The organism is Brevibacterium gallinarum (genome assembly GCF_014836885.1).
Lineage (GTDB): Bacteria > Actinomycetota > Actinomycetes > Actinomycetales > Brevibacteriaceae > Brevibacterium > Brevibacterium gallinarum.
Genome location: NZ_JACSPY010000001.1, coordinates 378,757 through 396,319, shown reverse-complemented (window position 1 = coordinate 396,319; position 17,563 = coordinate 378,757). Strand labels below are relative to the sequence as shown.

At 68.1% G+C, this 17,563-nt stretch carries 19 protein-coding genes; 8 read left to right on the top strand and 11 right to left on the bottom strand.

Annotated features, from left to right (window positions below):
* Window positions 1–126: 126 nt before the first annotated feature.
* A complete protein-coding gene (gene smc, locus H9634_RS01965) occupies window positions 127–3,720 on the bottom strand; it encodes a chromosome segregation protein SMC (RefSeq protein ID WP_191725126.1) in 3,594 nt (1,197 codons plus the stop codon).
* Window positions 3,721–4,081: 361 nt separating this feature from the next.
* Between smc and H9634_RS01960 the strand changes: the two genes are divergently transcribed.
* Together H9634_RS01960 and H9634_RS01955 are read left to right on the top strand one after the other, a co-directional pair.
* Window positions 4,082–4,351 (top strand): type II toxin-antitoxin system Phd/YefM family antitoxin, encoded by a 270-nt coding sequence (locus H9634_RS01960; RefSeq protein WP_191725125.1) that lies wholly within the window; start codon window positions 4,082–4,084, stop codon window positions 4,349–4,351.
* Window positions 4,352–4,606, top strand: a complete 255-nt coding sequence (locus H9634_RS01955; RefSeq protein ID WP_170273404.1) for a Txe/YoeB family addiction module toxin — start codon at window positions 4,352–4,354, stop codon at window positions 4,604–4,606.
* A 71-nt stretch (window positions 4,607–4,677) separates the two neighbouring features.
* On the opposite strand, the gene mutM is transcribed toward H9634_RS01955, so the two are convergent.
* From mutM to coaD, 6 genes are all read right to left on the bottom strand, one after another.
* A complete protein-coding gene (gene mutM / locus H9634_RS01950; protein WP_191725124.1) occupies window positions 4,678–5,586 on the bottom strand; it encodes a bifunctional DNA-formamidopyrimidine glycosylase/DNA-(apurinic or apyrimidinic site) lyase in 909 nt (302 codons plus the stop codon).
* Window positions 5,587–5,595: 9 nt separating this feature from the next.
* Window positions 5,596–5,838 (bottom strand): hypothetical protein, encoded by a 243-nt coding sequence (locus H9634_RS01945; RefSeq protein WP_191725123.1) that lies wholly within the window; start codon window positions 5,836–5,838, stop codon window positions 5,596–5,598.
* A 54-nt stretch (window positions 5,839–5,892) separates the two neighbouring features.
* Window positions 5,893–6,603, bottom strand: a complete 711-nt coding sequence (rnc, locus tag H9634_RS01940) for a ribonuclease III (RefSeq protein WP_191725122.1) — start codon at window positions 6,601–6,603, stop codon at window positions 5,893–5,895.
* Window positions 6,604–6,633: 30 nt separating this feature from the next.
* Complete coding sequence (gene rpmF / locus H9634_RS01935; protein WP_102162557.1) at window positions 6,634–6,837, bottom strand: 50S ribosomal protein L32; 204 nt, start codon at window positions 6,835–6,837, stop codon at window positions 6,634–6,636.
* 2 nt (window positions 6,838–6,839) lie between these two features.
* On the bottom strand, window positions 6,840–7,361 hold the full coding sequence (locus H9634_RS01930; RefSeq protein ID WP_191725121.1) for a YceD family protein: 522 nt from the start codon (window positions 7,359–7,361) through the stop codon (window positions 6,840–6,842).
* A 149-nt stretch (window positions 7,362–7,510) separates the two neighbouring features.
* The gene (coaD, locus tag H9634_RS01925) at window positions 7,511–8,008 is read right to left on the bottom strand and encodes a pantetheine-phosphate adenylyltransferase (protein ID WP_191725120.1); all 498 of its coding nucleotides are present in this window, start codon (window positions 8,006–8,008) and stop codon (window positions 7,511–7,513) included.
* A 245-nt stretch (window positions 8,009–8,253) separates the two neighbouring features.
* Here coaD and ehuB point away from each other — a divergent pair, with 245 nt between their 5' ends.
* The 5 genes from ehuB to H9634_RS01905 all read left to right on the top strand — a co-directional run bounded on the left by ehuB (window position 8,254) and on the right by H9634_RS01905 (window position 11,429).
* Window positions 8,254–9,114 (top strand): ectoine/hydroxyectoine ABC transporter substrate-binding protein EhuB, encoded by an 861-nt coding sequence (ehuB, locus tag H9634_RS01920; RefSeq protein ID WP_191725192.1) that lies wholly within the window; start codon window positions 8,254–8,256, stop codon window positions 9,112–9,114.
* Window positions 9,115–9,234: 120 nt separating this feature from the next.
* Window positions 9,235–9,483, top strand: a complete 249-nt coding sequence (locus tag H9634_RS14400; RefSeq protein WP_225210456.1) for an ABC transporter permease subunit — start codon at window positions 9,235–9,237, stop codon at window positions 9,481–9,483.
* Window positions 9,480–9,965 (top strand): amino acid ABC transporter permease, encoded by a 486-nt coding sequence (locus H9634_RS01915; protein ID WP_318244969.1) that lies wholly within the window; start codon window positions 9,480–9,482, stop codon window positions 9,963–9,965. Before H9634_RS14400 ends, H9634_RS01915 begins: the two co-directional genes overlap by 4 nt.
* Entirely contained in the window at window positions 9,965–10,621 is a 657-nt protein-coding gene (gene ehuD / locus H9634_RS01910) for an ectoine/hydroxyectoine ABC transporter permease subunit EhuD (RefSeq protein ID WP_191725119.1), read from the top strand. The genes H9634_RS01915 and ehuD overlap by 1 nt, the downstream gene beginning before the upstream one ends.
* Window positions 10,608–11,429 carry an amino acid ABC transporter ATP-binding protein gene (locus tag H9634_RS01905; RefSeq protein ID WP_225210455.1) on the top strand — a complete coding sequence of 274 codons (822 nt, stop codon included), beginning with the start codon at window positions 10,608–10,610 and terminating at the stop codon, window positions 11,427–11,429. The genes ehuD and H9634_RS01905 overlap by 14 nt, the downstream gene beginning before the upstream one ends.
* 26 nt (window positions 11,430–11,455) lie before the next feature.
* On the opposite strand, the gene rsmD is transcribed toward H9634_RS01905, so the two are convergent.
* From rsmD to thiL, 4 genes are read right to left on the bottom strand one after another with little or no spacing between them, the layout of a single operon-like run.
* Entirely contained in the window at window positions 11,456–12,013 is a 558-nt protein-coding gene (gene rsmD / locus H9634_RS01900; protein WP_191725118.1) for a 16S rRNA (guanine(966)-N(2))-methyltransferase RsmD, read from the bottom strand.
* A 2-nt stretch (window positions 12,014–12,015) separates the two neighbouring features.
* Window positions 12,016–14,202 (bottom strand): ATP-dependent DNA helicase RecG, encoded by a 2,187-nt coding sequence (locus H9634_RS01895; protein ID WP_191725117.1) that lies wholly within the window; start codon window positions 14,200–14,202, stop codon window positions 12,016–12,018.
* Window positions 14,203–14,221: 19 nt separating this feature from the next.
* Window positions 14,222–15,913 (bottom strand): DAK2 domain-containing protein, encoded by a 1,692-nt coding sequence (locus tag H9634_RS01890; RefSeq protein WP_191725116.1) that lies wholly within the window; start codon window positions 15,911–15,913, stop codon window positions 14,222–14,224.
* 39 nt (window positions 15,914–15,952) lie between these two features.
* On the bottom strand, window positions 15,953–16,963 hold the full coding sequence (thiL, locus tag H9634_RS01885) for a thiamine-phosphate kinase (protein WP_191725115.1): 1,011 nt from the start codon (window positions 16,961–16,963) through the stop codon (window positions 15,953–15,955).
* 46 nt (window positions 16,964–17,009) lie between these two features.
* On the opposite strand from thiL, the gene H9634_RS01880 reads away from it, so the two are divergent.
* A complete protein-coding gene (locus tag H9634_RS01880) occupies window positions 17,010–17,558 on the top strand; it encodes a DUF3515 domain-containing protein (RefSeq protein WP_191725114.1) in 549 nt (182 codons plus the stop codon).
* Window positions 17,559–17,563: the final 5 nt, after the last annotated feature.

The following is a 17,563-nucleotide window of genomic DNA, read 5'->3' as shown; positions in this document are numbered from 1 at the left end:
TCTCCGAAATGGGCTGACCTGCGGGCATGGGCGGGGAGCTCCTTCTTCTACCGGTGTCCGTGTACTCGTGAACGCCCAGCACCTCGGCGATGAGCGTTCGTCCTCTTCAGTGTATATCCCCGCCTCCTAATCACTTGCCGGACCGGATGATTCGGTGCGGTGAATTCGCTGAGAGATCACCTTTGAGACGCCGTCGCCGTGCATGGTGACGCCGTAGAGGGCGTCGGCGATCTCCATCGTGCGCTTCTGGTGGGTGATGACGATGAGCTGGGAGGACTCCTGCAGCTCCTGGAACACCGTGAGCAGGCGCGAGAGGTTGAGGTCGTCGAGGGCGGCTTCGACTTCGTCCATGACGTAGAACGGGCTCGGCCGGGCCTTGAAGATCGCCACGAGCATGGCGATCGCCACCAGGGAGCGCTCACCGCCGGAGAGCAGCGAGAGCCGTTTGACCTTCTTGCCGGCCGGGCGGGCGTAGACGTCGACGCCGGTGGCGAGCATGTCATCGGGTTCGGTGAGTTCTAGCCGGCCCTCGCCTCCCGGGAAGAGGCGGGAGAAGATGTCGGCGAACTCCCGCTGGGTGTCAGCGAACGCCTCAGCGAAGACGGCACGGACGTGCTCGTCGACGTCGTCGACGAGCTTGAGCAGGTCGCGCCGGCTCGTCTCGATGTCGTTGATCTGCTTTTCGAGGTAGTCGTGGCGCTCGTTGAGCGCGGCGTACTCCTCCAATGCCAGCGGGTTGACCGCCCCGATCTTCTTCAGTTCCTTCTCGGCAGCGGCATGCGCTTTCTCGACATCGGCACGAACGTAGGGCACCTCGGCGGCCGGGCCGTCGTCGTCGCGGCCGGCTGTCTCGTCCAGGATCGGCACCGGCATGTGCGGTCCGAACTGGTCGACGAGGTTCTCCGGGGACAGGCCGATGTCCTCGCGTGCCCGGCGGGTGAGCTCATCAAGGGTGAGGACGAACCGTTCGCGTGCCAGCTGGGCTTGGTGTTCGGCATCAGTGACAGCGGTGAGCTCTTCGGCCTGGCTGGCGCGGGATTCGCGCAGCCGGCGCAGCTCCTCGTCGAGCTGTTCGTGCCGGGTCTTCGATTCGGCCAGTTCGGTTTCGGCGCGGGCTTCGATGTCCTTGAGCCGTGTGGCGAGCGCTTCGGCGAGTCGTTCGATGACGCGGGCTGATGCGGCCTGGGCGCGCCGCCGCGCTGCGGCCCGGGCGGCTTGGGCGCGGGCGTCCTCCTCGTGCTTGGCTGCCCGTTCGAGGCCGCGGATCCGGTCGGTGAGGAAGCCGACGCGGTCGCTGAGTCCGCGTTCGGCGATGCGGGCTTCCATCACCTCATCGCCAAGTCCTGCGACGCGTGCGGCGAGTCGGTCGCGTTCGCTCGTGTCCGGTTCGTCCTCGACGTGGTCGGTGTTGGCCTGCAGCGCGGTTTCGGCGCGTGCGAGTTCGGCTTCGGCCTGCGCGATGTCGTCGCTGAGCCTGCTGCGGGTCTCCTCGGTGCCGGCGAGGGTCTTCTCCAGGCGCTGGACTTCCTCTGCTGCGCGGGAGACTTCCTGGCCGACGGCCACGATCTGCGCATCGGAGGCATACAGCTTCTCCAGTGCCTCATCGACTGCGGTCTGTGCCTGGCTGATGCCGGGTTCGGCATCAGCCAGGCGCTTCTCGACGGCGGCCAGCGACCGCTCGAGTGCCTCGACCTTCTCGACGGTTTCGGCCAGCGCCTGGCGTGAGGCGATACGCGCGCCCTCACCGGAGCTGGCCCGAGCCACCCGGAAGGGTGAGAACACCTCACCGGCCGGGGTGACGAAGGTCTTTCCGCCGGCGTCGCGGGCGCGCGCGGCGGCGGTGTCAGCGGAGTCGACGACGATGACCTCGCCGAGGCTGGCCCTCAGCAGTGCCGCCAGGCCGGGGTGGCTGGTGGAGACGAGGTCGAGTGCTGCCATTCCGCGGCTCAGGTCGGGGGCTTCCGCTCCCGAGGCGGTGGTCGCCGGTGCACCCGTCTTGCCCGTGGCAGCGTTCGGCGGTCCGGCGACGACGAGGTCGACGTCGGTGTCCTCGCCGACGTGGGTGAGCACGGCGAGTGCGGCATCGATGTCGTCGACGACGACAGCGCCGGCGAGTTCGCCGAGGACAGCGGTGATCGCGGTTTCGCAGCCGGGAGTGATGCCGAGCTGATCGCCGACGGCACTCTGGATGCCGGGCAGTCCGCTGTCGAGCAGCTCAGCGGTCTCGGCGGCCAGCCGGGTGCTCATCTGCAGCGCCTCGACCCGGGCCTTGGCCTGGCCGAGTTCGGTGCGGATCTCGTCGCGTTCAGCTTCGTCCTGCGACTTCGTCTCCTGCAGAGCGTTGAGCTTCTCAAGTGCCGCTTCGTGGGCTTCGTCGAGCGCGGTCTCCCCAGATTCGGTGTCCTGTGCCTGCTGCTGGGCTGAGGCCAGTGCCGTCTTCGCCTCGTTGAGCCTGCTGGTGAGGGACGATTCCTGTTCGTCGACGCCTGTGAGCTGGCGCTGGGTGTCGGCGAGGGTCTTGCGCGCGACATCGCGGGCGGATTCGACGCTGGAGCGCTCCCGCAGCCGCTGGGCGATGCGCTGGCGCTGAGCGGTGAGCTGCTGCTCGGCTTCCTCAAGCTTCCCAGCCGCTTCATCGCGCCGGGTGGTGAGCGCGGCGAGTTCGCCGGCTTTCTGCTCGTGATCGGCTGCCACGGTTTCGAGTTCCTCTTCGAACTTCGCAGCCCTGGCGCGGATGGCATCGGGGCTGTCGCCGCCGCTGCGTTCGACCGGGGCCTGTTCGAGGAACCCGATCCGGTCGCCTGCCCGCTGGGCCAGCGCGGTAGCGCGGGTGGCGCGGTTGCCGGCGGTGCGCAGCCGGGTGCGGATCGCCTCGGCGCCGGAGTCGTGGTCGCGCAGCTGTGTTTCGACCGCGCGGATCCGCTCGTCGATGTCGGTGAGCGCGGCCTGCAGCTGTTCGCGGCGCTGCTGGGAGTCTTCGGGCCCGGTGATGGTCTCCAGCCGGGCCTGGACTTGGACGATGTCGTCGGCGAGCAGCCGGGCGGCGGTGTCGCGCAGGGTCGCCTGCACGACGGCGGCGCGTTTGGCTGCTTTGGCCTGCCGGCCGAGCGGGCCGAGCTGCCGGGCGAGTTCGGCGCGCAGGTCAGCGACCCGGTCGAGGTTGGTCTGCAGGCCGGTGAGCTTGCGCAGCGCCTTGTCCTTGCGGCGGCGATGCTTGAGCACCCCGGCGGCCTCTTCGATGAAGCCGCGGCGCTCGAGTGGGTCGGCGTGCAGGATCTGGTCGAGCCGGCCCTGCCCGACGATGACATGCATCTCCTTGCCCAGACCGGAGTCGTTGAGCAGCTCCTGGATGTCGAGCAGCCGGGCCGGTGCGCCGTTGACGGCGTACTCGCTGCCGCCGGTGCGGAACAGCGTCCGGGAGATCGTCACCTCGGTGTACTCGATCGGAATCGCACCGTCGGTGTTGTCGATCGTCAGCGACACTTCGGCGCGCCCGAGGGCCTGCCGGGAGGAGGTGCCGGCGAAGATGACGTCGTCCATCTTCCCGCCGCGCAGGTTCTTCGCCCCCTGCTCCCCCATCACCCAGGCCAGCGCGTCGACGACATTGGACTTGCCCGAGCCATTGGGTCCGACGACACAGGTGATGCCGGGTTCGAATGCGAGCGTGGTGGCTGAGGCGAAGGACTTGAAACCGCGCAGCGTCAGCGACTTCAGGTACATCGCCTGGGCTCCTCTCCGCGGTCGGGTCCGGTGTCATGCCAGCGGTGACATTGTGCGAAAGTCTACCGTCTGGGACGACGCGCCGGGCCTGACCAGCCGCAACAGCTTCAAAGAACCGCACACGGAGGTTCTGCGCACCGCTCCCGAGGCGGTGATCGCGTCCACTTCGGGGAGGTAATCTCAGTCTCAGCACGGGACCTGGGGCAGCGCGAGATCATGTGAGCCGAGTCAGCCTGATTACTTCGGTGAGTTTCGGCGTGGGAGAGTGACGAACGCCGCGAACCCGAAGCCTGCCGTTCCGCGAAACCGATCTAACTGGTACCATAAACTAGTACGATACATGTGGCGAAGGGAGCAACCCATGTCCATCAGCGCCAGCGAAGCCCGCAAGACCCTGTTTCCACTCATCCAGCGCGTCAACGATGACCGGGAGGCCGTGGAGATTGTCTCTCGGAAGGGCAACGCCGTCCTCATGCCGGCCGACGAGTACGCGGCATGGCAGGAGACCGCCTACCTGTTCCGCTCGCCCGCAAACGCCCGTCGGCTGCTCGATTCCTACGAGCGCGCCACCTCGGGCACGACCGAGGTGCATGAACTCGACCGCACCGACGATGCCGACCGGTACATCTGAGTGCGCCTGGTCTGGGACAGGTCCGCCTGGGAGGACTACACGTACTGGCAGACTGCCGACCGGAAGGTCCTCAAACGCATCAATACGCTCATCGATGCCTGCCTGCGCGAACCCTTCGCCGGGATCGGCAAGCCGGAGCAGCTCAAGTACGGCGCTCAGGGGGCCTGGTCGCGTCGGATCACTGAGGAGCACAGGCTTGTGTATCTTGTCGACGGTGACGACGTAGTGATCTTGCAGGCTCGCTACCACTACTGAGTTCGATCACTCGTGAGTTCGACTTCAGCATGGGCGGCTCGCTCGCGCCAGAGCCCGCCTCACGTTCGGGCTCAGCGCTGCGGTTTCTGGCACTGCAGGCAGATGTGCGTGCCACGGCCGCCGACGACGAGGCGGGTGATGAGGGCGCCGCAGCGCAGACACGGCTGCCCGGTGCGGCCATAGACGCCGAGTGACCGGTCGAAGTAGCCGGATTCACCGTTGACGTTGACGTAGAGGGCATCGAAGCTCGTCCCGCCCTGCTCGAGTGCTTCGAGCATCACCTCGCGCGCGGACTCCAGCACGGTCCGCACCCGGGAGATCCGCAGCCGACACGCCTGGGCGAGCGGATGAACACCAGCGCGGTGGAGCGCCTCGTCGGCGTAGATGTTGCCGATGCCGCTGAGCACGCTCTGGTCGAGCAGCACCGATTTGATCGCTGAGCGCTTCGTCTTGACCAGCCGCGCGATCGCATCGAGATCAGTGCTCTCCTCCAGCGGGTCTGGGGCGATGTGCGTCATCTGTGCGGGCACCGGCAGGCTGCTGTTCCACCGGCCTGGCACGGTGAGCTCATCGATGCCGAGGTGGCCGAAGATCCGCTGGTCGACGAACCGGAGCGAGAACTCCCGGCCATCAGGTGAGAAGCAGGTGAAGTCTGCACGCGTGTGCCGGTGGACCGGGTCGCCGGGCTCGTGGATGCGGAACTGTCCGCTCATCCCCAGATGGACCGACAGTGCGCGCTCCGGCGTATCTCCGGTGCCGGCCAGCGGCACCCACAGGAACTTCCCCCGGCGAGCCGGCACGTCGAAACCGGCGCCGGTGATGCCGGTGGCGAACGCCTCGGCGGCGGCTGGGGCGATGGTGCGCTGGGAGGTGGTGCCGAGGATCCGCGGATCGTGCAGGCGAACTGCGTCGACGCGGGCGCCGGGCAGCCAGTCGGCCAGGCCTCGGCGGACGGATTCGACTTCGGGAAGCTCGGGCACGGACCTCGCTCAGGCAGCCGCTGTCTTGCGGCCGCTGTAGTACATGTACATGACGACGATGAGCCCGACCGGCGGCATGAAGAGCAGCAGGATCCCCAGAAGCAGCCGCATGTGCTTGGGCTGATCGAGCTTGAAGAGGAAGATGAATCCGATGATCGCCATGATGACGCCGGCGATGAAGATCGTCGACCAGACGACGTCGTATGCGGTTGGCATGAGGGGATTGTCAGCGGCCAGAAGAAGGGAGTTCATACACGAATTGTACCCCTGCCGCACCGGCGCCGATCGATCCGGGGCGCGGGGGACTCAGTGCCGGCTGTAGTCCGGGTGGGCGGCGCGGATCGCGGTGACGGCGGTCTCGGCGGCGACGGCTTCTGCGGCCTTCTTCGAGGTGCCTTCGCCGGTGCCCCATGCCGTCCCGCCGAGCAGGGCGACGGCGGTGAAGACGCGTGCGTGGTCGGGTCCGCGGCCGGTGACGTCGTAGACGACGGCGCCGAGGTCGAGGTCGGCGGCGGCTTCCTGCAGGGTCGTCTTGTAGTCCATGCCTGCGCCGAGGCGGACGGCGTCGATGAGCATGTCGTCGATGAGCCGGTGGACGAGTGCGAAGGCCTCTGCGCGGCCGCGGCTGATGAAGCAGGCGCCGATGAGGGATTCGACGGTGTCGGCGAGGATTGAGTCCTTCGTCCGCCCGCCGGTCATCTCCTCGCCCTTGCCCAGCAGCACGAACTCGCCGATCTTCAGACGCCGGGCGATCTGTGCCAGCGCACGGGTGTTGACGACGGCGGCGCGCATCTTCGCCAGCCGGCCCTCGGGCAGCTCGGGGTTGTCGAGGAACAGCGACTCGGTGGCGACGAGCTGCAGGACGGCGTCGCCGAGGAACTCGAGGCGCTCATTGGTGGGGATGCCGCCGTTCTCGAACGCGTAGCTGCGGTGCGTGAGGGCAAGACGAAGCGTCTCGGGGTCGATGTCGACCCCGAGACGCTCGTTGAGTGTGTTCAGATCAGGTGCTGATTCCACTGTCTGATGCGATTCCGGTGCAGAACCGAATCAGATGTCGGCGACCTTGCGTCCCTTGTATTCAAGGAACAGCGGGGTGCCGGCGGAGTCTTCAACCACCTTGGCCTGGTGCGGGCGCGAGTACACAACGCGACCGTTCTCCACAGTCTTGACCAGGGTCGGAACCTTGGCCTTCCACTGCGAACGACGGTGGCGGGTATTGCTGCGCGACATCTTTCGCTTGGGAACAGCCACGTCTAGCTCTCTTTCTCTTCTAACAGTCGTTTCAGTTCTGACCAGCGCGGGTCATCTTCCGGTGCCTCTTCGACGATGTCTTCGCCGACGGTGTACCGGAACTCGTCCGCATCCTCCCCATCCTTGAGAGGACGGAACGGCAAAGCCATGACGAGTGCGTCTCGGATCGCCGGTTCGAGGTCGATCCGATCGCGATCAACCGGATATGTCTCCTCGTCGCCTTCTTCGACCTCGTACGCGAAGAGTTCGGACAGCTCCACGTTCAGCGGAACCTCCAGATCCTCCAGCGTGCGGGCGTCCTGTCCCTGGGCCGTGGCCGTGACGGTGCCGGAGACGAAGATCCCCTCCACCACGGAGTCGAGCTGCAGGTCCAGGTGAAGCGGCGAACCGGTTGGCACTCCGATCATCTCGATCCGCAGATCCGCCGGAGCCGGGACGTCACGTTCCAGCCGGGTCCATTCGCCGGGCCTGTCTGCCAGGCCGAGCGAGCGAAGGTCGACGATGAGGTCAGATCGACTGCTCATGTGTCTTCACCTCCGGTTTGGACGCTGTCCGTGATGTCGGCACGCAACGGATCACACGCAAGGAAACAGTCTAATGGCTTCGCCCAGTGATTGCCACTTGAGGTGATGTGCACCTCACCGGGCGCCTGCCGACAACCGGCGACCGGCCGTCATTCGGCCTGACACTTGGCATCCATCGCAGCGAGCACCGCGGCGGGCACGAGCCCGGAGACGTCCCCTCCGAGGGCGTGGACTTCGCGGATGAGCGAGGAGGAGACGTGCTCGAAGCGCGGATCGCCGGGCAGGAAGATCGTCTCCAGCTCGGTCAGATGCCGGTTCATCAGCGCCATCGGCAGCTCATAGGCGAAGTCGGTGCCAGAGCGCAGACCCTTGACGACGGCAGCGGCGCCGATCTGCGCGCAGTAGTCGACGAGCAGTCCGCCGGGCACATCGTCGATGACGATGTTCGCGGCCTCCGCCGTGCGCGGCTCGGCCGCCAGCGCAGCTTCGATGAGCTCGATGCGCTGGGCGACCGGATAATGGCCGGTCTTGGCCGGGTTGTGCACCACCGCGATGACAACCTCGTCGAACAGTGCGGCGGCCCGGGCGGCGATGTCGATGTGTCCGACGGTGACCGGGTCATAGGAGCCGGGGCAGACGACCTTCATACGCATCCGTTCCATCAGGGGCTGGTGACGCTCTCAGACTAGCGCAGGACACCTCGGCGGCGGCCAGGACATGTAACGATGTCTTAACGCTCCCGGGAATGCGATAGGCGCAGAGCCGCGGCTCGGTACTGTTGTTGAACAGTGACGTGGGTCATACCGGCTCGGTCGACACTTCTTGCCTGGTCGTCACCTGCTGTACGCACGAAACGGAGTATCTATGCGCAACCACAGAATCGCCCGCCCCCCTGGCAGCCCTTGCCGCCATCGCATCACTTGGACTCGTCGCCGCCTGCGGCGGAGGCGGTTCAGATGCGGGCAGCACGCTGGAGAAGGCCCAGGAGGATAAGAAGATCACCGTCGGCTTCGCCGGTGAGGCCCCCTACAGTTTCGAAGCCGACGGCGAACTGACCGGCGCCACCGTCGCGCTGCACCGTGAGATCTTCAAGGAGCTCGGCATCGAGGAGGTCGACGGCGTGCTCACCGAGTTCGGCGGCCTCATCCCGGGCCTCAACGCCGACCGCTTCGACGTCGTCTCCGCAGGCATGTCGATCCTGCCCGACCGCTGCGAACAGGCGTCGTTCTCCAATCCGGAATTCATGTACACCACCGCGCTGATGGTCGAAGAGGGCAACCCGCACAACCTCAAGACGCTCGATGACGTCGCAGCCAATCCGGATGTCACGCTGGCCACGATGACCGGCGCTATCGAATCGGACTACGCGGCAGATCTCGGCATCGAGGGCTCGACTGAGGTCGGCGCCCCGCAGGACGGCATGGACATGGTGACCTCCGGCCGAGCCGATGTCTTCGCGCTCACCGGCATCTCTCTCAACTGGATGGCCGACAACAACCCGGATGCCGGTGTCGAGGTGACCGAGTCGTTCGTGCAGGAGATCGACGGCGTGCCGCAGATCGGTGCCGGCGGCACCGTCTTCCGCACCGACGACGAAGAGCTGCTCAAGGCCTACAACGAGAAGCTCGACGAGATCGTCGGAGACGAACAGCGCTACCTCGACATCGTCGGCGAGTTCGGCTTCACCGCCGAGGAGCGCCCTGACGGGTCCATCACCACTGAGCAGCTGTGCTCGGGTGACCTGCCCAGCTGATCACGTCGGCTGTCACCGGCTGAGCGGCCCGCACCTCGAAAGCGGGCCGCCTGCCGGTGACGGCACGTCCTCTGCACCCTCGCCCCGGAATCCAGGCACGCACATGACAGACACGCACTCATGACAGACAACCTCTCGACGCTCTTCAGCTATGTGCCCCAGCTGTGGGACGGCCTGAAGATCACCCTCCTCCTCACCGCCGGCGGCGCAGCCGGTGCGCTGCTCATCGCCCTGGTGCTCGGCCTTGCGATGGCCAGCCCGTACCGCTGGCTCGGCATCCCGGCGCGCATCGTCGTCGAGTTCTTCCGCGGCACGTCCCTGCTCGTGCAGCTGTTCTGGCTCTTCTACGTGCTGCCGCTGCTGGGGTGAATCTCGATCCGCTCAGCTGCGGCATCTTCGCCCTGGCACTGAACTACGGGGCATACTCAGCCGAGGTGGTGCGCTCGTCGATCGCACATGTCGACCGCGGCCAGTGGGAGGCGGCGACGGCGCTGAGCCTGTCGCCGGTGCGGATGATGCGGCGCATCATCTTCCCGCAGGCCTGGCTGCTCATGATCCCGTCGCTGGCGACGCTGCTCATCCAGCTGCTCAAGGGCACCGCAGTCGTCTCCTTCATCACCCTTCAGGACCTCACCGACCGCATCGACCAGCTGCGGCAGGCCACCGGCGACACCTTCTTCGCCTACACCGTCGGTCTGCTGCTGTACTTCGTGCTCGCCTGGCTGCTCCAGGTCGGCATGGATGCCCTCGAGCACCGGGCCGCGGTCGCGCTGGGCCGGCGCGAGAAGTCCGGACGGCTGCGCAGCGTGTTCTTCCGGCAGCACCGACCGAAGAAGGAGGTGCTGGGCTGATGTGGGATTGGTCGCGCGCATTCGATGCGCTGCCGCTGCTGCTCAAGGGCTTCGGCAATACCCTCATCGCCACCGTCGGCGGTACGCTCATCGCGATCGTGCTCGGACTCGTCATCGCGATTCTGCTGCGCATCCTCCCTCGGTGGATCAACTGGCTGCTCAAGCTCGCCGTCGCGTTCGTGCGCAACACGCCGCTGGTGGTGCAGCTGCTGTTCATCTACTTCCTGTTCGCCAAGCATCCGGTGCTCGCCGGGATCCCGTCGCTGACGCTCGGGCTCATCATCATCGGCGTGCACTATTCGACGTACATGTCCGAAAGCTACCGGGCCGGCATCGACTCGGTGCCGAAGGGCCAGTGGGAGGCGATCAGCGCGCTGTCGCTGCCGCCGGCCCGTGCGTTCCGCTCGATCGTCCTCCCCCAGGCGCTGCGGGCGACCGTCCCCTCGCTGGGCAACTACGCGGTGGCGATGTTCAAGGACACCCCGTTCCTATTCGCCATCGGGGTCGTCGAGCTGGTGACCTCCGCCCAGCAGTACGGCGGCCGTCATTTCGCCTACACCGAGGCATTCACGCTCGCCGGCCTCATCTTCCTGGCCGCCAGCTATCCGACCTCCCTGCTCATCCGACGATTGGAGAAGTCCCTTGCCCGGTACTGACGAGACCCCACAGTCCCGCGCGGACGGCGCTGCAGCAGCCCAGCCGGCCATCGAGTTCATCGATGTCGAAAAGCGCTTCGGCGACAACGTCGTCCTCCAGGACCTCAACTTCTCCGTCGCCCCAGGCGAGCGCGTCACGCTCATCGGGCCCAGCGGTTCGGGCAAGACGACGATCCTCCGGCTCATCATGACCCTGGAGAGCCTGACCGATGGCTACATCTGTGTCCACGGCAGGCCGCTGACGCATGAGAAGCGCGGCGACAAGCGGGTGGCGCTGCCGAAGAAGCAGGTCCGCAGCAACACCAAGCGCATCGGCATGGTGTTCCAGCACTTCAACCTGTTTCCCAATATGACGGTCGCCGAGAACATCATCGAGGCCCCGATCCACGTGCTCGGCATGTCGAAGGCTGATGCGCTGGAGAAGGCGCGGGCGCTGCTCAAGCGGGTCGGCCTGGCCGACAAGGAGAATGAGCATCCCACGAAGCTCTCGGGCGGGCAGCAGCAGCGCGTGGCGATCGCCCGTGCGCTGGCGATGGATCCCGAGGTGCTGCTGCTGGACGAGGTCACCTCGGCGCTCGACCCGGAGCTGGTCGACGATGTGCTCGGGGTGCTGCGTGAGATCGCCGAGACCACCGACATCACGATGCTCATCGTCACCCACGAGATGCAGTTCGCCCGCGACGTCTCTCAGCGAGTGATGATGTTCTCCGACGGCCAGATCATCGAAGACGGCCCGCCGGATGAGATCTTCACCCGCCCGCAGCACGAGCGCACCGCGAAGTTCCTCTCCGCAGTGCTCGAGCACTGACCCCAGGCGTCAGCCCCGCACGTTCGTCACTCCCGCAGCTGCAGGAACCACAGCGCGGTCTCACCGGCCTTCCTGTGCCGGAACACCTCCAGCTGCTCCGGCAGCGTCGGCTCCGGTGACCGGCCGGAGCGCTCGAGCACGATGAGCGCTGCCGGGCCGCGCAGCAGCGGGACGCACGCGTCCAGGATCGCGGTCACCTCCGCTTCGGGCATGGGGTACGGCGGGTCGGCGAAGATGAGGTCGATGCTGCCGTCCGGCAGCCGTCCAGCGCCCGAGGCGGCCGGAGCCTGGATGATCTCGACCTCGCCTGTGACGCGCAGGGAGCGGGCGTTGGCGGTGATGACGCGGCACACGGAGGCGGCGCGTTCGATGAAGGTGACGTGGGCTGCTCCGCGGGAGAGGGCTTCGAAGCCGAGGCCGCCGGAGCCTGCGCAGACGTCGAGGACGTGGGCGCCGGTGAGCACGTCGAGGGTGGTGAGTGAGGAGAACAGGGATTCGCGCACCCGGTCAGAGGTCGGGCGGGTGCCCTCGCCGGGCGGGGTTTTGAGGCGGTGGCCCTTGCAGCGGCCTGCGATGATGCGCATGCTCAGTCCGCCGTGCTGCCGAAGCTGCGTTCGGGGCCGATGATCGTGTCGATGAAGTCGCGCAGGTGCGGGTAGGCCTCGAACAGCGGGTCAGCGTCGACGACGTCTGCTGCGGCCTTCCGGGCGTCTTCGATGACGCGTGCGTCGCGGGCGACCGACAGGTGCTTCAGTGAGGTCCGCCCCCACTGGGTGCGACCGAGGACATCGCCTTCGCGGCGCTTCTCCATGTCGAACTCGGCCAGGGCGAAGCCGTCGAGGGTCTCGGCGACGGTCTGCAGTCGTTCCATCGCCTCGCTGCCAGAGGGCTGGTGGGTGAGCAGGAAGCAGGTCGAGGGCTGCCCGTCGCGGCCGATGCGTCCGCGCAGCTGGTGCAGCTGGGCGACGCCGAAGTTCTCGGCATCGAAGATCACCATGATGCGGGCGCGGGGGACGTCGATGCCGACTTCGATGACGGTGGTGGCGATGAGCACATCGAGCTTGCCGGCGGCGAAGGCGCGCATGACGTCCTCTTTGTCCTCCATGCTCATCCGGCCATGCACTGCCGCCATGTCGAGATGGGCGACGGCTGGGTGGGCCTGGAGGCGGCGCTGGAGCTCGTCGACGCCGATCGGTGCGGTCAGCGGGTCACCCTGGCCGGGGTCGAAGTCGATCTTCGAGGCGACGATGAACGTCTGCTGCCCGCTCGCGGCCGCCTCGGCGACGATGGTGAGCACCCGGTCAAGCCAGGTGGGGTGCTCGCTGAGGGAGAACGCGTGGGTGGCGATGTTCTTGGGCCCGTGCGGCAGCTCGTCGAGCACCGAGGTCTCCAGGTCGCCGAAGACGGTCAGCGCCATGGTGCGCGGGATCGGGGTGGCGGTCATGACGAGGGCGTGCGGGGCATAGTCGGAGGATTTGCGGCGCAGCGCCTCCCGCTGGGCGACGCCGAAGCGATGCTGTTCGTCGATGACGACGAGGCCGAGGGCGTTGAAGAGCGTCGTCTCGGAGACGAGTGCGTGGGTGCCGACGATGATGTCGATCTGCCCGGCGACGAGAGCCAGCAGCAGCTCCTTGCGCTCCTTCGTCGACAGCGAGCCGGTCAGCAGCGCCACCCGCACCCGGGTGTGCTCGTGTGAGAGCCGGCCGTGGGAGAACAGCGAGGGGTCCTCGGCCTGGGGGCCGAGCATCGCCATGAGCGAGCGGTAGTGCTGGGCGGCCAGCACTTCGGTGGGGGCGAGCATCGCGGCCTGGCAGCCGGAGTCGACGGCCTGGAGCATCGCGCGCAGGGCGACGAGCGTCTTGCCGGAGCCGACATCGCCGTGCAGCAGCCGGTTCATCGGGTGCGGCCGGGCCAGGTCGGCGGTGATCTGCGCGCCTGCCCGCTGCTGGGCGCCGGTGAGCGGGAAGGCCAGGTGCTCGTCGAAATAGGCAAGCGCCCCGTCGTCCCGGCCGGTGAGCTCGCGGGAGACCTCCCGGTTCCACAGGCTCTTCTGCGCCAGCAGGTGGGCCTGCAGGGCGAAGGCCTCTTCGAACTTCCAGCGCTGCTGCGCGGCTTCGACCTGCTCCATCGTGTCGGGCCGGTGCATGTGCGCATAGGCGCTGCGCAGGTCCGGCAGCTGCCGGTCGCTGAGCACCTGGATGGGCAGCGGGTCGGCGAAGACCTCATCGGGTGCGGTGTCGAGGATCGTGCGGATGGCGGCGGCGATGCGGTGGGTGGCGATCCGGCTGCTGGCCCGGTAGATCGGGATCGGGTGGCTGCGGGTCTCGAAGGTCAGCTCGTCGCCGGCGATCTGGTTGAGCCATACGGGGTTCTTGATCTGGAAGTGGGCTGCCGAGCCGTATCTGGGGTTCTGCTTGGCGACCTTGCCGCTGATGGCGATCTCAGATCCGGGCAGCATCTTGTCGGCGATCCAGTGCTGGTTGAAGAACGGCACTTCGACGATGAAGGACCCGTCGGAGACCCGGGCGGTGGTGATGCTGCCGCGGCGCTGGCGCATCTGCCGGGTGGTGACGGATTCGACGCGGGCCATGAAGGCGACGTCGGCGCCTTCCTCCATCACCATGGCCAGGTTGCTCAGGGTCCCTGCCTGCAGGTAGCGGCGCGGGAAGTAGCGCAGCGCCTCGTCGACTGTGGTGATGCCGACGGTGCGCAGGTCGGCGCACAGGCGCTCGTCGTCGAGCAGGGTGCTGACGTCGATCGGTTCGCGGGTCATCTTCTCGGCACTCCGCGATCTATTCGACGCCGAGCACCGCGCAGCCCTCGGGGTGCTCGGAGTGGACGATGTCGACGGTGACGAGCGGGTGGCGGGTCTCGACGTGGCGCAGCAGCGCATCGACGGCGCTGGTCGGCAGCTGTGCGCCGGTGACGATCGTCATGACCTCACCGCCGGCGCTGAGGAGCCAGTCGGCACAGGCGATGACGGCGGCGGCGGGGTTCTGCTCAACGCTGCGGATCCGCCCGTCGATGATGGTGAGCAGGTCGTTGCGGTCGTAGATGAGCGGGCCGGCTGAGCTGCGCTCGGCCCGCACCACTCCCCCGACCCGGGTGGCGGAAGCTGATTCGGCCATGTCCTCGAACGCCTCCGCGGCCGGGGCTGCGCTGTCGTAGACGGCCAGTGCCGAGAGCACTGCGGCAGCTGAGCGGGAGCGCACGATCGAGACCGGCTGGCGGGCCTCGCCGGCGGCGCTGTCGAGACTGCCGGCGGTCTCGCTGCCGTGGCCGTAGCGGCGGCGCAGCTCGCCGAGCAGGTGCGCGGAGTCGGGGACGACGATGACAGGCGCGCCGGCGTCGTCGATGAGCTCGTCAATCTGCTCGGCGACTGCTGCCCCGTCGGCGTTGACGGCGTGGGCGTCCTGCAGCGCGCAGGCGAACAGCATCCCGACCCCTGAGCCTGCGGCGATGACGGTCGTGGCCAGGCTGCGGCCGCCGGTGACGGAGAGGTCTTCGACGCGCAGCCGTTCGACCCCGAGCTCGGCACACGCGCGCAGGGTCTCCAGGGCCGCGTCCTCGCTCGGCACGTGCACGTGGATCATCGGCCAGGACACGACGATCGAGTCGCCGCCGGCGGCGGTGAGGGTCTTCTTCACCCGCCGGGTGCGGTCGCGGCGCTCGGCGACGTAGAAGACGAGTTCGAAGCCCTGCTCGCCGGTGTGCAGCAGCGCCGGGGCACTCGGTTCGCGGCACTCCTGAACAGCAGTGCTCGCCTCAGTCCCGGCGTCCGTTCCCGAGGCGGTGGATCCGCCGGTGGTGGCGGTCAGGTGGGCTGCGTGCAGGGCGGGGTGGTCGGCGGGGTCCTCACCGGTGACGGTGAGGTAGAGCAGGTCGAAGAGCTCGACGATGCCCGAGGAGCCGGCGTCGACGACGTTGGCTTCGGTCAGCGCCGGCAGCTGTCCGGTGGTCTCCAGCAGCGCCTGCTGGGAGGTTTCGCGCACGGCGGCGATGAGCCCGATGAGGTCGGAACCGGCATCGGCCTGGCTGCGGGCTTCGGCGGCCATCGCCTCGAGCACGGTGAGCATGGTGCCGTCGACGGGGGCGGCGACGGCGGTGCGGGCGCGGGCGGCGGCGAGTTCGAGTGCGCCGGCGAAGGTCGGGGCGTCGAGGTCGGTGACCCCGTCGAGGGCATCGGCGACCCCGCGCAGGGCAACCGACAGGATGAGCCCGGAGTTGCCGCGCGCTCCGCGCAGCGCGCCGGTGGCCATCGCGCCGATGACGTCGCTGAGGGTGACGGCTCCGCGCAGGTTCTCGACGGCGCGGTAGGCCGAGCGGACGGTGTGGTAGAGGTTCGAGCCGGTGTCGCCGTCGGCGACAGGGAAGACGTTGATGGCGTTGATGTCGTTGCGTTCGCGGCGCAGCCGCTCGACGGTCCGCCGGGCCCAGCGGGCGGCCAGCCGGCCGTTGATGTTCAGCGCGTCGCGCTCGTCCACTCTCTCCCCTCCCCGATCATGGTGCCCGGATGCCGGCGTTCAGCCGAAGTGCCGGAACGATCCTCCGGTCACCGGCTGCCCGGCCAGCGTCACGCCGCCGCCGTCGCTGGCTGCGCGGCATGTTCCGATGCGCATCCAGCCTACCGGAACCTGGTCGGCGGGCACGGTGGCGAGGAACCCGTGGTCCTCTCCTCCGTGCAGCACCCAGTCCCGCGGGCTGGCGCCGGTCCCGAGGTGGTCGGCGGCTGCCTGCAGCGGTGCGGCGAGGGCGTCGAGCGCGCTGGGGTCGAGGTCGGCGGTGATGCCGGAGGCGGCTGCGATCCGGCCGAGGTCGCCTGCCAGTCCGTCGGAGACGTCGATCATCGCGTGTGCCCGCCCGGCGATCCGGGCGGCAGCGGCGTAGTCCGGGCGCGGGCTGCGCTGAACGTCGATGGGCTCGCGCAGCGCCGGGTCAGAGGTGTCGGCCAGGTCCGGATCGGCCAGCAGCAGGTCGAGGCCGGCGGCGGCCTGGCCGACGGTGCCGGCGAGCACGATCGCATCGCCGGGCTGTGCGCCGCTGCGCAGCACCGGCGGGTGGGCGGCCAGCGTGCCGAGGGCGGTGACGGAGATGATGACGACCGGCCCGCCGGACAGGTCCCCGCCGAGCACCTGCGCTCCCCCGCGGGCGGTCTCCTCTACGAACCCGGTCATGAGCTCTCGCACGAACGACAGCTGCGTGTCCGCCGGTGCCCCGATCGTCAGCAGCATGCCGTGCGGGGCAGCGCCCATCGCGTGGACGTCGGCGAGGTTCTGGGCGGCGGCCTTGATGCCGAGCCGGTGGGGGTCCGTCCAGGCGGGCAGGAAGTCCTCTCCTTCGACGAGCATGTCGGTCGTCGAGACGAGGTCCCCGTTCAGCGTCGAGACCGCAGCGTCGTCTCCGGGCCCGACCCGCACCTCGGGCCCGGCAGCAGGGAGGGCGGCGAGCAGCGCGGCGAGCACGCCGTCCTCACCGACGTCGCCGAGCGTGGCACCAGGTGGGGCCGGCGGTGTGCCGGGGGCAGGTGATGTCATGGGGTCAGTATGCCAAGCCGGACGGACACCGACTAACCTGGAGGGCATGAACCGCCTCCCCTCTGCCGCTGCCGCCTGCGCCGTTGTCGGCCTGGGTCTCAGCGGCTGCGCTGCCGCTGTGTCCGTCGAACCCGCTGCTGACGCCCACAATCCGGAGTGCGCGGCGGTCATGCTGCGGATGCCCGATGAGATCGACGGGCATGCCTCGCGCACGACGACCTCGCAGGGCACCGATGCGTGGGGCGACCCATCGGTGGCGGTGCTGCGCTGCGGCGTCGAACCACCGGGGCCCTCGACTGACCGGTGTGTCAGCGTCAACGGCGTCGACTGGATCTCGACTGAGGAGACCGGCACATCGTGGCGGTTTGTCTCCTATGGCCGTGAGCCCGCCGTCGAGGTGCTCGTCGCCTCGGACAGGATCGCCGGTGCGACGGTGCTGTCGGAGATCTCCCCGTCGGTGTCGACGATCGAGCAGACGCGGTCCTGTGTGGCGGCCGAGGACCTCGATGAGGACGGTCTGCCCGTCGAGACGCCCGGTGCCGACGAGCAGCCGGCAGATGGAGAGACGGCTGATAAGGAGACGGCAGCGCCGTAAGGCCG

Excerpts from the sequence above, each read along its gene's own strand:
- smc (WP_191725126.1), bottom strand. The coding sequence starts at position 3,720 with ATGTACCTGAAGTCGCTGACGCTGCGCGGTTTCAAGTCCTTCGCCTCA.
- H9634_RS01960 (WP_191725125.1), top strand. The coding sequence starts at position 4,082 with ATGTCCATCAGCGCCAGCGAAGCCCGCAAGACCCTGTTTCCACTCATC.
- H9634_RS01945 (WP_191725123.1), bottom strand. The coding sequence starts at position 5,838 with ATGAACTCCCTTCTTCTGGCCGCTGACAATCCCCTCATGCCAACCGCA.
- H9634_RS01930 (WP_191725121.1), bottom strand. The coding sequence starts at position 7,361 with ATGAGCAGTCGATCTGACCTCATCGTCGACCTTCGCTCGCTCGGCCTG.
- coaD (WP_191725120.1), bottom strand. The coding sequence starts at position 8,008 with ATGAAGGTCGTCTGCCCCGGCTCCTATGACCCGGTCACCGTCGGACAC.
- H9634_RS14400 (WP_225210456.1), top strand. The coding sequence starts at position 9,235 with ATGACAGACAACCTCTCGACGCTCTTCAGCTATGTGCCCCAGCTGTGG.
- ehuD (WP_191725119.1), top strand. The coding sequence starts at position 9,965 with ATGTGGGATTGGTCGCGCGCATTCGATGCGCTGCCGCTGCTGCTCAAG.
- rsmD (WP_191725118.1), bottom strand. The coding sequence starts at position 12,013 with ATGCGCATCATCGCAGGCCGCTGCAAGGGCCACCGCCTCAAAACCCCG.
- H9634_RS01895 (WP_191725117.1), bottom strand. The coding sequence starts at position 14,202 with ATGACCCGCGAACCGATCGACGTCAGCACCCTGCTCGACGACGAGCGC.
- thiL (WP_191725115.1), bottom strand. The coding sequence starts at position 16,963 with ATGACATCACCTGCCCCCGGCACACCGCCGGCCCCACCTGGTGCCACG.
- H9634_RS01880 (WP_191725114.1), top strand. The coding sequence starts at position 17,010 with ATGAACCGCCTCCCCTCTGCCGCTGCCGCCTGCGCCGTTGTCGGCCTG.